Annotated in this window: 10 protein-coding genes; 9 read left to right on the forward strand and 1 reads right to left on the reverse strand. The window is 47.3% G+C overall.

Going from position 1 to position 15,924, the window contains the following annotated elements; all coding sequences use genetic code 11:
• The 4 genes from NF543_RS19315 to NF543_RS19330 form a co-directional block, all read left to right on the forward strand.
• Nucleotides 1–2,899, forward strand: a 2,899-nt coding sequence (locus NF543_RS19315) for a T9SS type B sorting domain-containing protein (RefSeq protein WP_257957534.1), incomplete at its 5' end; no start/stop codon positions are given.
• An 87-nt stretch (nt 2,900–2,986) separates the two neighbouring features.
• The gene (locus NF543_RS19320) at nt 2,987–3,949 is read left to right on the forward strand and encodes a PorP/SprF family type IX secretion system membrane protein (RefSeq protein ID WP_257669952.1); all 963 of its coding nucleotides are present in this window, start codon (nt 2,987–2,989) and stop codon (nt 3,947–3,949) included.
• 54 nt (nt 3,950–4,003) lie between these two features.
• On the forward strand, nt 4,004–5,932 hold the full coding sequence (locus NF543_RS19325) for an OmpA family protein (RefSeq protein WP_257669951.1): 1,929 nt from the start codon (nt 4,004–4,006) through the stop codon (nt 5,930–5,932).
• Nucleotides 5,933–6,178: 246 nt separating this feature from the next.
• Nucleotides 6,179–7,030 (forward strand): fumarylacetoacetate hydrolase family protein, encoded by an 852-nt coding sequence (locus NF543_RS19330; protein WP_257669950.1) that lies wholly within the window; start codon nt 6,179–6,181, stop codon nt 7,028–7,030.
• A 9-nt stretch (nt 7,031–7,039) separates the two neighbouring features.
• Here the strand turns inward: NF543_RS19330 and NF543_RS19335 are convergent, their stop codons facing one another.
• Complete coding sequence (locus NF543_RS19335; RefSeq protein ID WP_257669949.1) at nt 7,040–7,921, reverse strand: AraC family transcriptional regulator; 882 nt, start codon at nt 7,919–7,921, stop codon at nt 7,040–7,042.
• A gap of 301 nt (nt 7,922–8,222) precedes the next feature.
• On the opposite strand from NF543_RS19335, the gene NF543_RS19340 reads away from it, so the two are divergent.
• From NF543_RS19340 to NF543_RS19360, 5 genes are all read left to right on the forward strand, one after another.
• A complete protein-coding gene (locus NF543_RS19340; RefSeq protein ID WP_257669948.1) occupies nt 8,223–11,372 on the forward strand; it encodes a SusC/RagA family TonB-linked outer membrane protein in 3,150 nt (1,049 codons plus the stop codon).
• A gap of 11 nt (nt 11,373–11,383) precedes the next feature.
• Nucleotides 11,384–13,141 carry a RagB/SusD family nutrient uptake outer membrane protein gene (locus NF543_RS19345; RefSeq protein WP_257669947.1) on the forward strand — a complete coding sequence of 586 codons (1,758 nt, stop codon included), beginning with the start codon at nt 11,384–11,386 and terminating at the stop codon, nt 13,139–13,141.
• A 17-nt stretch (nt 13,142–13,158) separates the two neighbouring features.
• Nucleotides 13,159–13,569 carry a DUF4945 domain-containing protein gene (locus tag NF543_RS19350; protein WP_257669946.1) on the forward strand — a complete coding sequence of 137 codons (411 nt, stop codon included), beginning with the start codon at nt 13,159–13,161 and terminating at the stop codon, nt 13,567–13,569.
• A gap of 10 nt (nt 13,570–13,579) precedes the next feature.
• Entirely contained in the window at nt 13,580–15,010 is a 1,431-nt protein-coding gene (locus NF543_RS19355) for a glycoside hydrolase family 183 protein (protein WP_257669945.1), read from the forward strand.
• A gap of 98 nt (nt 15,011–15,108) precedes the next feature.
• Complete coding sequence (locus NF543_RS19360; protein WP_257669944.1) at nt 15,109–15,819, forward strand: 3-keto-disaccharide hydrolase; 711 nt, start codon at nt 15,109–15,111, stop codon at nt 15,817–15,819.
• Nucleotides 15,820–15,924 lie beyond the last annotated feature (105 nt).

Genomic DNA, 15,924 nt, shown 5'->3' on the forward strand with positions numbered 1-15,924 from the left:
TACCTTCACGATCAACGATGCCGCTACCGAAGCCGACATCGCGGACGTAGTGGTCAACGGGGTTGATCCCGTCGATCCATTGTGCCTGATGCCTGGTGAGGAAGTCGTATTGACGGCCACGCTGAGTGCGACCAGCACGATTGAAAACGAGGTGTTCCACTGGTACGACACGAACGGCGACATGGTTGCCGGTGGTGCAAACGGTACCTTGAACCTCGGCGAACTGATGCCGGGCACTTATACCTACAGCGTGGGTGTTAGTGGCGACGGTGTGTGCGAGAGCGCCGAGGGCGACCGCAAGACGGTTACCTTCACGATCAACCCATCGGCTACGCCTGAGGATATCGCGGATGTCCTAGTTAACGGAGTCGATCCAAGCGAGGATATCTGTATCGATCCTACGGATGAAACGGTTCTTACAGCAATGCTAAGTGCCAGTAGCACCATAACCAATCCAGTATTCCACTGGTATGATGCCAATGGCGACATGGTTGCCGGTGGTGCGGATGGTACACTCAATCTTGGTGTCCTTGCCCCAGGTACGTATACGTATCGTGTTGGTGTAAGCGGCGACGGCGTTTGTGAAACCGCTGAGGTCGACCGTACAGTTGTTACCTTCACGACGGTGTTCTGCGATATGGAGCTGTCGATTACGAAGGTAGCCGATGAAGAACGCGTAGTAGCAGGCGAAAGCACAAGCTTCACGGTGACGATCACTAATAATGGTCCAGGTACCATCCAAGAAGGTGAAATCATCAGTGTGGGAGAACGCCCAAGTGAAGGCGTGACCATTACCGGTTACGAAGTGGTTTCTGGTAGTGCAACGGTGTCTGGAACTGGCAACAGTGCGGCGGTAACGACAACGGGTACTGTGGCAACCGGTGAAAGCATTGTGATACGTATCACGGCCGACATCGATGCCGATGCTCCAGCTACGATTACCAATGGTGTTGACGTATGGGGACCAGATAAGGATCCGGAAACAGAAGATCCAGACGATGAAGACGATACCCCAGAAATCCCAGTTGACCGCGAGTCTACTATGGGTATCACGAAAGTGGCTGATCAGAACCGCGTAAAAGCCGGTACGAGTACCACCTTCACGGTAACCGTAACAAACAACGGTCCTTCAGTCATTGAGGTCGGTAAAGACATCAATTTAACTGAGCGTCCAAGCGAGGGTCTCACCATTACCGGTTACGAGGTGACCTCGGGTGCGGCTACTATAGCTGGAAGCGGCAATATGCCGGTGTTGACAACCACAGGTAAGATTGCCGTAGGCGGTACGATTATCGTGAAAGTTACCGCAGATGTTGATGCCGATGCGCCTTCAACCATCTCCAACGGAATCAGCGTATGGGGTCCTGATAAGGATCCGGATACAGATCCAGATGATGAAGACGACACACCTGAAATACCGGTTGATCCTGACCGTCTGCTGAGCATTACGAAAGTAGCCGATCAAGACCGTGTACAAGCGGGTACCAATACAAGCTTTACGGTGACCGTCACCAATGAAGGGCCTTCGTTGATCGCCAATGGTGAGGTAATCAGCTTGGTAGAGCGTCCAGGTGAAGGAGTAACCATCACGGGTTACGAGGTCATCAGCGGAAGTGCTACGGTAAGCGGTACAGGTAATGAGGCTGCGGTAACCACCACAGCAGTATTGCCTGTCCAAGGTACCATTGTCTTGAAGATTACCGCTGCTATTGCTGATGATGCAGAAGGAACGATCACCAATGGTATAGCGGTTTGGGGTCCTGATAAAGATCCTGATGATGGTGACCCAGATGATGAAACGGAAACACCGGAAATTCCTGTGGATCCAAGGCATACATTGAGTATTACTAAGGTTGCCGATCAGCAACGCGTAACTGCCGGTGGTAGTACCAGCTTTACAGTGACCGTTACCAATGAAGGGCCGTCTACCATCGCGGTGGGCAAAACCATCAGCCTGGGAGAACGGCCAAGCGACGGCCTGACTATTACAGGATACGAAGTGACTTCAAGCAATGCAACGGTGGCAGGAACGGGTAACAGTGCTATACTGACCGCTACTGCAGCGATAGCTGCTGATGAAACCATCGTCATAACGGTGAATGCTGATGTCACGGCCAGCGCTGGACAAACAGTTTCCAATGGCATAGCGGTTTGGGGACCTGATAAGGATCCAGATACGGATGATGAGGACGATGAGGACCAGACACCTGATATTCCGGTAGATGCTCCATATACCTTGAGCATTGATAAGGCTGCTGACCAGTCGTTGGTACAAGCAGGACAGGCTACCACCTTTACGGTGACCATTACCAACAACGGGCCGTTGGCCATCGAAGCCGATGAACTGATCGCGCTCGAAGAACGGCCAGGTGCCGGAGTGACCATCACAGGATACGAGATTGTATCCGGTGCGGCCACCATAGCCGGAACTGGTAACGATGCGACCATCACAACAACAGGAGTGATGGCACCGCAATCGACCATCGTGGTTAAGGTGACTGCCATGGTAGCTGAAACGGCTGTCGGAACCATTACCAATGGCATCGCAGTTTGGAGTCCAGGTACGGATCCTGATGATGAGGATCCTGATGATGAGGATGAGATCGATCCAGTTCCGGTCGACGCCATATTGGTGATTCCGAATCTGTTTACACCTAATGGTGATGGACTCAATGACCGCTTTGTCATCAGGAACCTCCTGCAGTATTCAAGTAGAGAGCTGTTGGTGCTCAACAGATGGGGCAACCAGGTGTACAAGAGCACAAACTACAACAACGATTGGGATGGTGGTTCACTTAGCGAAGGTACATACTACTATATTTTGCGGGTTCGCAATGACAATGGCGAATGGCAAACCTACAAAGGCGCCGTAGCCCTTATACGAGTGACGAACCGCTAAAAAAGGATGCCCTGCTGGGTAAATATTCCCAGCAGGTCATTAATTAGAAGAAGCTGATTTGACCAACATCCAATAAAAGATAAAGACATGAAGAAGTATTTTTTTCTACTGCTGATATTAGCCTCAACCGCTCCTGCTTTTGCCCAGCAAGTAGCGCAGTATAGCCAGTATATGTTTAACGGGTTGTACATCAACCCCGCGTATGCAGGCTATCGCGGACCGGTGAATTTGCATACGTATTATCGGTCGCAATGGACGGGTATACCCGATGGCCCGCGTACGTTGGCTTTGGCGGCGGATATGCGTACTGCCAGTGATAATGTGGGACTTGGGTTGAATATCATGAGCGACCGCGTAGGTTTGGAAAAACGTATCTACGCTTATGCAAATTACGCATACCGCCTGCGTGTAGGTTGGGATCCTGAAGATCGGCTGTCGTTCGGTCTCGGATTGGGTGTAATCCATTCTGGGTTTGATAACGCAGATGCTAGGACGCAAGATCCCGAGGCCGTGAACATCGAAAATTCGTTTCTACCGGATGCGCGGTTTGGTGTTTACTATTCCAATAATACCTTTTTCGCAGGTGTTGGGGTCGATAACCTGATTTCTCGTTTGTTGTTTAATGAAGATAATGGAAGTACCCGTATTCCGCCAATCACCCAATACTACATCAATGTAGGCGGAATTGTGCCCATTGCAAGTGATATGTTATTTAAACCTTCCATTATGGTCAAGAATGCGAATAATGCGGTAACGAGGGCTTGGACAACCGATTTAAATGCTGCGGTCATTTTTGCTGAGCAGATTACTTTTGGGGTATCCTACCGAACCGCACTATCAAGTGGCGATAAACTATCAAGTGATCTTTCCCGTCCAAATTCCATCATTGCGCTGGCTGAATTTATTGCCGGCGGCCAGTTCAGGATTGGCTATTCCTTCGATTACGCATTAAGTAGGATACACAATCAAGTAGGTAGCACACACGAGATATCGTTGGGGTATACCTTAAACAAGGGTACACAACGAGTACGTACGCCGCGGTACTTTTAATTTTCAGGATTTCCGGATTAACCCATGCTGAGAAGTTATAAACAATATTGACCTATGAGAATTTTTGACAATAAGATTAACCTGATTTTCGGACTTTGTCTGCTGGCAGTTCTTCCTCTTCAGGCACAGTACTCCCTTTTGAAGTCCGCTGATCGTGAATTCGAATCCTTTAATTTCATTAAGGCGATTGAATTGTACCAAAAGGCTTATGATGCTAAGGCAGACATTAAAACGGTTGAGCGCCTTGCGGAGTCATATTTTAATATCCGTAATTATGGTGAAGCCGAAACATGGTATGCAAAATTGGCCAACCATGACGATGCCAAAATCGATCATATCCTGCAATACGGACACGTGCTTCGCAACAATTCCAAATTTAGAGAGGCAAAGGCCCAATACCAACGTGCGGCATTGAAAGATGATGGGGGGGCATTAGCTGAAGAGCTGAAAGTGCTCTATGCCTCATGCGACTCGGCAATGGTGTGGCTTGAAAACCCCATAAAAGCCGTGGAAGTGAGGAATGAGAAATACCTGAACAGTGCCCAAGCGGAGTTTGGTGCAACCAAGGGACCTGATGGCCTTTATTTTGCCTCAGACCGGTTTAGTGGTGCAGTCAAATCCGATGTTATTTATGGATGGACCGGAAACCCGTATTTGTCTATGTATTCGGCTAAAGATAAGGTAGTCGACAAGGTGGACGCTAAATGGGGCGATGGAGCCAACCACTTCGGCCCAGCGACATTTTCTACGGAACGAAATGAGGTTTATTTTGCGGTAACCAGGAAACCTGATAGGGAAGAAAAAAGGAAAGCGGGAAGGGATGTGACAGTCAATATTGAGATTTTCTCCAACACGTTAGATACGGCTAATTGGGGTGAGCAAGCGACACCTTTCCGTTATAATAATATCACCGAATGGTCGGTGGGCGATCCATTCCTGAGCCCTTCTGGGGATACCTTATACTTTACATCCGATATGCCAGGCGGACAAGGGGGCACTGATATATACTACGTGGTTCGTCAGACAGATGGTGCTTGGGGAGATGCTGCCAATATGGGGAGTGTAGTCAATACCACTGGCGACGAGCGTTTTCCAACAATTGATGACCAAGGGGACTTTTATTTCTCATCTGATGGCCACCTGGGAATGGGCGGACTGGATGTTTATAAACTGGACAAAGGAAGTGGTCAGCCGCAGGTATCGAATTTGGGCTACCCGTTCAACTCACCTTATGATGATTTTTCTATCCGTTTCGACAAGGAAACGGAGGGTTATTTCGCTTCCAACAGAAAAGGTGGATCTGGAGCCGATGACATCTATTGGTTCAACCTCGATAAACGAATTCAGCTTGATTTGGTCGGCGGGGTATACAACTCAAGAAGCAAACTGCCTATATCCGGTGCTAAGGTGACCCTTACACCTGCAGGCGATGAAGCAAATGCGGTGGTATTAAACGCGGGTAGTGATGGAAAGTTCAAGTTTAATCTCGCGGAAGAAACAGATTACCAAATCACAGCTGAGCAGACGGGATTCAGGGAAGCTACACCCTTAGCGTTCACCACAAAAGGGATAACCAAAACAATGACGGTACAAAAAGATATCTTCCTTGACCCGGTGGAAAAAGATGAAGTGGTTGTTTTGCGTAATATCTATTTCGATTTCGACAAGGCGGATATCCGACCAGATGCGGCACTGGAATTGGACAAGATCTTAGCTTTCTTAAATAGCGACCCGAAGGTGAAAATCGAACTAAGTGCACATACCGACTCTAGAGGAACACAGGCTTACAACATGAAGTTGTCGCAAAGAAGGGCAGATTCAGCCATCGAGTACTTGGTTTCAGGGGGTATCAGCAGAGATCGCCTGGTTGCCAAAGGTTACGGCTTCACCAAATTGGCCAATCATTGTGCCAAAGGGGTGAAATGTACTGAAGAAGAACATCAATGGAATAGGCGCGTGGAATTTTTCGTGATTGAGAATTGATTTGATTTGATCTTCCTAAATATAAACCTAACGGGCCCAGAAAGCCTGTTAGGTTTTCTTATGTTTATACATTCCCCATTAGCAGCAATTATCATCTTTAAGTATAGGCCAGCACCCTATGATAATATATCATAGGTATTTGCAAATATTATTTAAGTAATGGATAGGGAATTGTATTTACTTTGTAATCGTGGTATGAAATATGGGTTGGAATAGATTTTTCGTGATTTGCAAATAGGATAAACCATGAAGTTATATAAGACAATACGGGGGAATCTGCTCCAAACGGAAGATAGTTATTACATCGTCCACCAAAACTGGGACGAATTAGTCAACAGGGATGGGCTTCATGACTACCTCAGCAATGGCATCGAGTCGTTTAAGCCAGTTAGCGAGAAGGATGCGGTTGATTGGATAGCCAATGGACTGTTGCCCCCCATCAGTTCCCAAGAGGTATGGGCAGCAGGGGTAACGTATTTCCGAAGTATGGAGGCACGTATGGAGGAGGCTAAGGACTCCGGAGGTGCCGACCTCTATGATAACGTTTATCATGCGGATCGACCTGAATTGTTTTTCAAAGCATTGCCTCATCGCGTATCGGGGCATGGGCAACCCGTGAATATCCGAAAGGATTCCACGTGGAATGTACCTGAACCGGAATTGACCCTTTTCATCAATTCATTCGGAACTATTCAGGGATATACCGTGGGAAATGACATGAGTTCCAGGAGCATTGAGGGGGAAAATGCGTTATATCTACCGCAAGCCAAAATTTATGAACGCAGCGCGGCACTAGGGCCGTGCCTGTATGTTCCTAAAACATCGATTGACCCGAATACATTAATTGAAATGGAAATTATTCGGAGCGGTGAGCCCATGTACCGTGATTCCGTTAAAATCAGCCGGATGAAGCGTTCGTTGACCGAATTGGCAGACTACCTTTATCGGGAATGCAATTTTACCTATGGTAGTTACCTGATGACGGGTACTTGTTTGGTGCCTCCCAATGATTTCACATTGAAGGTGGGTGATGAAGTGGTCATCGCAATTGATTCCATTGGCACACTGCGAAATACCGTGGGGCATTACCATGGTTGAACCGCCATGTCAGAGTAACTGGAATTTCTGCCGGTATTCCTTCGGTGTCATCCCCATATAAGTCTTGAATTGTTTGTTGAAATTGGATAGGGTATTGAACCCGGATTCGTAACAAATTTGTGCAATACTTTTCGCTTCATCGGTAGTGAGGTGTTTACACGCATGCCGTATACGGAGTTCCATCAGGAAGTACGAAAATGACTTGCTGGTTTTCATGGTGAAATACCTGGCAAAGGAAGTCGGGGTCATATTGAGCAATGCGGCAACCTCTTCCAGTGGGATTTTTTTCCTGAAATGTTTGGCCGCATAATTGTAAATGAGGTTGATGCGGTTCGTTTCCGCATCTTTCAGCGGGTAGTTGTACATATCGTCATGCAACAAGTGGTAATCCTTTGTGTTCGACAGCAAATCCAAGATCTTGAACAACTGGATAATGCTAGCTATCCCATGCATGTGCAGGATTTCGTGCATAAGCTGTTGGGTTTGCGCTACCGTCGAACCGTATATCTCCATGCCGCAACGCATCTTGGTAAATAAGGTCTTGATCTGGGCCAGTTCGTCCTTATCGCTTAGGGGACTTAATGAATCCATATTGAAATAGATAACCAACCCATGCGAATGTGCATCGGAATGGAGGTCGAAATACATATCGTCACTCCGCCAAAGGTGAGGTATGTTGGGCCCTAGCAGTGTCAAATCCCCCCTGGAAAAGTATTTGACCGTATTGCCGATGAACCGGGTGCCCGTTCCCTCGAGAACCATGAAAAGTTGGCACTCCTGGTGGGCATGCCATGTTGCGTCAAAATGCTTGTCGCTTAATTCCCGGACGAAAAAAATTTTCGACTCAGGTATCCTTGTTTTCTGGACGGCCGTTTTCTTGAATGTTTCCATATCCTCGATTACTTGCTGTGCGTAGCGTAAGTTAAGTATAAAAACGATAAAGTTATACTATTATTCTTGTTTTTATGGTGTTACTTTAACATTTATGGTAAAATACAGTCGTTATTGGTTGCCTAATAGGTTTGCGGTAGACTTGGTGTTGTCTACTTTTGTTTTAACGCAAAGGCAATATATACTAACCAATTAAGAACGAATTGCATCCGTATCTGGCATATAAATTAAATGCTAACCGATACTTATCGTACTCCAATACGCGGGTATCGTCAGTATAAACCGATTATAAATTATCGACATGAAAAGTTTTTTTTATGCAATGGACAAAATCCTGTTAACCTGCCTGCTCTTAGGTATTGCTGTTCATTCCAATGCTACAATGGGGGCTCATGGGGCCCGACAGGGCAAAATAGTACGGGGACAGGTCATGGAAGAGGGGACAAATGAGCCGCTGGTTGGCGTAAGTGTTCATGTTAAAGGCACCACGGCGGGGACGGTTACTAATCATGCAGGAAGATATGAGATCAATGTCGCCTCAGATGAAGCCATACTCGTGTTCTCTTATACGGGTAAAAAAACGGTAGAACGCTTTGTTAACGATTTAACCGTGATCGATGTGGTGATGACGAATGACGAAACCATGCTTTCGGAAGTATACATCGGGTACATGACCCAGCGGAAAGCCGATCTTACCGGCTCGATCGCGATGGCAACGGCAAGTGACATCGAGAAGAATCCTTCGGCAAATGCCATGAAATCCCTCCAGGGCAAGCTCGCCGGCGTACACATCACAACAAATGGGGGTAACCCTTCAGAAGGTGTGAACGTACAGATCAGGGGGCTCTCATCCTTATCCGGAGAAGTCAGGCCCTTGATCGTGCTGGATGGGATGCCGACCGAGAACCTAAATCTGCGGGACATAAACGCAGGAGATATTGAATCCATTCAGGTATTGAAGGACGCAGCCTCAGCTAGTATATACGGGGCAAGGGCTTCCGGAGGTGTGATATTGATCCAAACGAAAAAGGGAAAGGTCGGCCAAACTAAAGTTGAATACAATGGCAGTGTTGCGTTGAGCAAAGTAATTGATAAACCCACATTGATGAATGCCGAACAATACGGGGTCGCCACGTTCCGGGCATATGCATACGATGAAGCAGTGTATGGCATACCCATTTCGTTGCCCGGCACCTATGATTTCACGTGGCATCGGGATGCCAACGGAAGGCCTGTATTGGATGCGGTGAAACCTGCGGAATGGCTCAACCCGGAGCAAACCGTGAGGGGATCTGACACAGACTGGTTGGGTGAACTACTCCAACCGGCGATGATGACTAACCATCAACTGACGATATCCAGCGGAACGGAGCGATCAAGAAGTTTGTTCTCCTTGGGCTATTACGATAATGAAGGGACACAGATTCACACCTTCTTCAGGCAGTATTCGATACGTACGAATACGGAGTACAATTTGATCAATAACCGGTTGAAAATAGGCGAAAATCTGGCAGTATCTTATTTGCAGTATAAGGACGGGAATGAAATGCGTTGGGCCTTGATTAACCCCCCAGCCGTTCCTGTTTATGACATAAACGGAGGATGGGCCGGAGCTGCAGGGTTTGACGATTTCACGAATCCGATACGGGTCCTGACCGATAGCAAAGGTAACATCAGCAATTATGTGAAAATAATCGGAAATGTCTTTGCTGATCTTACCATCTGGAACGGCTTATCGGCCCGTACACAATTCGGGGTTGACTACGGAAACGCTTACAACCGGAATGTGGATAAGCTTTGGTCTGAAACCGGAGGCAGGAACAGCGATGGAGAAAATTATGTAGGAAACAGCCAGTCCCATCCGTTAAGCTATGTGTGGACCAATACCCTGTCTTATAGTATGAGCACGGACAGGCATAGCCTGGATGCCGTGGCCGGTGTCGAATATACACGGTTTGTGCAGGAAGGATTTTCAGCAAGAAGGGAGGGTATTTACCTTGAAGACCGGGATTTTGCCCATATCGGTGTGACGACGGGTACGAAATATTCACTTGGCAGTTCAGCGGATGAATACGTCTATTTCTCCCTTTTCGGTAAAGCTAACTACGTTTATAACCAAAAGTATTTGTTCTCTGCCACGCTGCGCCGCGACGGTTCATCCCTCTTCGGCGCAAACAACCGATATGCGGTATTTCCGGCATTTTCGGCCGGATGGCGGATCAGTAGCGAACCTTTTATGCAGCGCCATGAGGTCATATCTGACCTTAAAATACGAGCGGGTTGGGGCACAAACGGAAGTGTGCAAGGCCTCCCCCGTGGCTATACCTCAACGCCGTTTACAACGGACTATTTCGGGACGTCCTATCCGATAGAAGGGAATGAAACCGGACCCTTGTACTCGGGTTATAGACGGACTTGGTTGGGTAATCCGGATCTGAAATGGGAAACAACCACACAAACCGACGTAGCGGTAGATTTCGGTTTGTTGGATAATCGGATAAACGGTTCGCTAGGCTATTATTTCAAGAAAACAAGGGATATTTTGGTCCAGACACCCTACATCGCGGCGATGGGTGAGGGTGGTGAGCCCTGGATCAATGGTGCAGATATGAATAACCGGGGGATTGAATTCGAGATTGGGTATCGCAACGATCCGAGGCATGCATTCCAATATGCCATTTCGGCCAATGTAGGCACCTACAAAACCAAAATAGTTAGCCTCCCGGAGAATGTGATCAACAAATATCCGGGTGATGGCGTTCATGATCTTGTCCTGGGCAGAACACCTAATATCCTATATGGTTTAGTGGCGGATGGCATATTCAAAACACGGGAAGAGGTCGACAGCCATGCCGAGCAACCGGGGAAAGCCATTGGTCGTATCCGCTATAAAGACCTGGATGGCAATGGTATAGTGCAGGAGTTGCATGATCGGGCATATATCGGAATCATGGATCCGGATTTCTTTGGGGGAATCACCTTTGACCTCAATTATCGCAATTTTGATATGAATGTGTTTTTCCAAGGTGTTTTCGGCAATAAAGTAGACAACATTTGGAAACGAGAATCCGATTTATGGAACATCACCGTTCCGGCACATAAAAACCACCCTAACCGGATTTTAGATGCATGGTCTTTCGATAACCCAAGCGCCGATATCCCCGCCATATCCAATTCAACACAAAATGCGGAACATCGTTTTTCCAGCTATTTCGTGGAAGACGGGTCTTACCTGAAATTGAGAAACATAGAGCTTGGCTACACACTTCCGAGCGCCGTGTCGAATAAGATGATGATGCAGCATTTGCGGGTATATGCCTCAGCGCGTAATGTGCTGACACTTAAAAAGAACTGGGGTAAGGACAGATTTACCAGTTTTGATCCGGAGATGCCGGGCTATGGCTACTTGACGCCTTTTTTTGCGACCCTTGGACTTAACGTTACCTTCTAAATTTTTTTACCATGGAAAAGTTTAAATTCTTCATATTTTCCTTCGCGCTCACGTTGACGGCGATAGGTTGTGCTGATTCGCTTAATGTGGCACCCAAACAAGTATTGGACGAGTCGCTGCTAACAAAACCAAGTGATATGGAAGGTTTTGTGTCAGCGGCTTATGCCAGGATGACAGACATCCCGTCATTTGATTCGCCCTTTTCACCTTGGTGGACAGGTTCGATGCGGTCTGACGACTCCTATAAAGGAGGGGGCGGGACATGGGACGGCGACGGTTGGCACTTCATGGAGACGTTTGTCGGCGTAACGCCAAACGGATGGCCGCTCGATTATCCCTGGTATGTATCCTACCAGATCATACAGCGGTGCAATACCGCGATCCAAAAGTTGCAGAACATCACGGAAGAGGAATTTCCGCAAAAAAATGCCCGGATCGGTGAAGTGACGTTTATCCGGGCTTTCACCCATTTCAGGCTCAAACAGTTTTTCAAGTATATCCCCTATATCGATGAACATGTGGTAGGAACCTCGGCTGAGTTTGAAGCGGTCCCTAACAGGGAACGGGACCGACCCAACGACCAATATTTATGGGAACGTATTTTGGCTGATTTTAAAGAAGCGGAAGTGCTACTGCCGGAAATCCAGCCGAAGAAAGGAAGGGTAGACAAGAATGCAGCAACGGCAATGGTGGCGAGAACACTGCTGTTTATGGCATACGAGCAGGACGACAGGAATAGCGTGGTAAACATCAATATGGAGCGGCTGACCGAAGCGTTGGTTTATCTGGATAAGTTAACCGACCAGGAAGGGGCAAAGGTTGGTCTACAAGCTGATTTCGCCGATAATTTTGATATCGCTTTTGACAATAATACGAAGGAATCAATTTGGGAAATACAGTATTCCATTGACGACGGCAGCTCAACGGGAGGGAAAATAAACAGGGGAGAGGGATTGAACCATCCATTCCAGTGGGGTGGATTCCAATGCTGTGGATTCCACCATATAAGCTATAATATGGGTAGTGCTTTTAAAACCGGACCTGATGGGCTACCGCTGTTCGATACCTACAACAACGGCAGCTATGCCGATGGAGATGATGCGTTTTTTGGCCAGAATACGTTCGACCCACGTTTCAGCCATACGGCGGTCGCCCCCGGACAGCCTTGGAAATATAACCCCAATCTGCTGTTTGAAACAGCCGGAATCCGAAATGGTGCTGAATACGGTTACCTGAAATCCGTAAAGGAGTTGGTGCCGCCGGATTGCAATTGTTTATTATACGATGGGTGGCAGTTTAATTCGATGAACAAGCAGATGATCAGGTACGATGAGGTGTTACTGTGGAAAGCGGAAGTGCTTATCCAGTTGGATCGGTGGAACGAATCCTTGGGGTTGATCAACAAGATTCGTGAAAGAGCCGCGAACAGTACGGGCCGTTTAGTGAAAAAAGATGGGTCGCCTGTATTGAATTATAAAATTGAACCATACAAGCCGGGCATAAACTGTACATGGGATAAGGATTTTGCGTGGAAAGCATTGCAATGGGAAAACCGCCTTGAAATGGCCGGTGAAGGACGCCGCTTCTTTGACCTGCAGCGTTGGGGGATTTTGACGCAAACGATGAATGACTATTTTGCCGTTGAAAAAAACAGGTTTCCGTGGATGGGCATCGCACGCTTTACCGCCGGGCGTGATGAATATTTCCCCATACCACAAGCCCAAATCAATTGGGCAAAAGGTAATTATACACAGAATGTGGGATATTAACAGAAAACATCGAAATCATGGTAAAGTTAGTTCATGTAGTTGGTGTAGCGCTCAGCGCCATCTTGTTGGTAGGTTGCTACGATAGGGATATTATCGATTATAAGGAGTTTGGCTATTCCTTGCCCAACGTGAAAAATTTGGCATACTCCAGACAGGGGGATTTAGTCACATTGACATGGGAAATACCCGAAAGTATCTCGGCTGGCTTTAGAAGGCCCCTAGAGGTGAGCATACAAAAAGTAGAGAATGGGGTCTACAGGGAAATAATCATGGTGCATGGCGAAAGTACATCACGTGACATTGCCATCGACGCCAACAAAACGTACCGGTTTGTGGTTAAGCTAGCGGGGTACCTCACGGATGATGTACGAGCAACGGGAAAACCGGATAGGGTCTATTCTGAAGGCGAGGTCCTTGAGATTCAGTGATAATTGATAGATGAATCTAGGGTATATCAAAAAATATAGGCTATGTGTAGCTTTTGCCTGTTGCGCGCATCTGTTCGCTGCATGTAGCAAAGGTGATGGCAATAAGCTTGGTGAGCCAACGGATGAGATAACCGCTGCGGAAACCAGCCTTATTCCAGACAGGCACACAAAGGTCGTATCGACTGTGTTGAGTTTTGTGGATCTCGATGCGATAGATCATATCATGGTCAAGAAAAGTGGGGGAGACCATTACCCGGTTCGCATAGGCCGGCAAGAACTTTCATCGCCCTATGCGTTTCATTACACCATCCAGCAATCCGATCCGGAATCTTTCAGGTTGGTGCTGGTTGCTTATTATAGAAATGGGAATGTATCGAAAGAACTTTCCTTGAACGTGGACAACCGTTGGGGATTTTTTATCCGGGGTGCTAGTCGTGTAGCCCGTGTGACGGGCAGGACAATGGCAGGCGAAAATTTCCCCAGTCCGAACAATACGGCGGCAGCATGGAATGTGGGCGGGACTGATCTTGGTGTCATATGGGAGATGGAACAAGGGAAGTATGGGTTTTTTTTTGGCGATACATTCGGAAGCGATTTTGTACCCAACCAAGCTAATCCGGGACCTAATGGGGGGAGTTGGCGATGCAATGTATTGGCTTTTTCGGATGACAATAACCTGGAAGACGGACTTTCATTGAGCGGTATGGTTACAGGTAACGGTGGGAATGCCCGGGAAATTATATATGGTGGAAAAGACCAGTCGGGCAATGGCGACTGGACATCCATCCCTACGGCAGCCATCCGGGCAAACGGGATTGACTACGTGCACTATTTCAATATTAGAAATTGGACAGGGTGGGTTACAAATTATTCAGGGATATACAAATCTACGGATAATGGTCAGACATGGACGAAATGCGAAGATGCCGTGTTCTCGTCAAACAGTAAATTCGGACAAGGTGGCTATTTCAAGAAAGATGGCTATGTGTATATGATGGGTACCGAAACAGGTCGGGATAGCCCTGCGTACTTGGCACGTTTCCGGGAATCCGACATCGAAAATCCGGATGATTATGAATATTGGAACAGCTCAACCGCCCAATGGATAAAAGGTGACGAAAGCCAGGCGACGATCCTAATAAACGATAAGGTGGGGGAGTTATCTTTCATCTATAATGATAAACACGAAAAGTGGATAGTTGCCTATTTCAATGGCGATCGATATAATATAACCATGCGCACGGCCGTAGATATCGTCGGCCCCTGGAGCGAACCTTATGAATTGGCGGCCGGCAGTGAATATGCCCAGTTGTATGGTTCGTACTTCCATCCATTATCGACTTCCGGTGATCACCTGTATTTCCTGATGTCCATGTGGATGCCTTACAATGTCTTCCTGATGAGGGCTGAATTGGCCGACATGGGTAGTTTTGCAGATTAACCCAATTGGGTTTTATGATTAAAATAAAACGTTCAATGGTTTAAATTGATTATTTTTCCACATTATGCGCTATGTGGTGGATAAAAAACAGTAAAGAAATGGCAATAATTTTTTTCCTTAGGAGTACTATACTAGCATACGGTAAGCTACTATGCAGTGTTGGTTTGAGTTGTACGATATTGGCCGGCTGTTGTGCGGCTTGCGCACAGCAAAAGACTAAACCTGAAGGGGGAGTGGGCAAAACGGTAGCGCTGTTCGATGGGGAGACGCTGACAGGCTGGAAATCCGTGGATCCCGATGACGGACATTATTGGTCGGTAATGGATAGCCTGATCACTGGGGGGGATGGAGAGACCCCGGTGCCCAAAAACACTTATCTCCGGACAATCCGGGAATACGGGGATTTCGAGTTCAGGTGCCTGTTCCGCCTTTCGGGTGACCACGGAAGCGGTTTTATCAACAGTGGGATCCAATACCGTTCGAAAGTGGTTGACAACGATATTGTGGGTTATCAGGCCGATATCGGAAGGGGCCATTGGGGTGATCTTTATGACGAGCATCGCAGGGGGCTGTTGGTGCCCGGTGATTTGAATACACTGCGGCATATCCTTCATGAGGATGGGTGGAACAGTTATATTATCCGGGTTCATGGCATGCACCACGAGCTTTACATCAATGGTGTAAAAACGGCTGACTATATCGAAAAGGATCCGAATATCCCATCAACGGGTGTAATCGCATTCCAGCTCCACAGCGGCGGGGCAGCGAAGCTCCAGGTGAGGGATGTGACCATTACGGAATGGCCATGATGGTATCAATCTTTTAAGTAATATGATACAAAATAACGAAGAAATTGAGACGATACCGCTTCTTTATTTTTGAAATAGCCACTACTTTTAATGGACAATTATACC

Origin of the sequence: Parapedobacter tibetensis (assembly GCF_024704835.1) — a bacterium.
In the GTDB taxonomy this organism is placed as follows: Bacteria; Bacteroidota; Bacteroidia; order Sphingobacteriales; family Sphingobacteriaceae; genus Parapedobacter; species Parapedobacter tibetensis.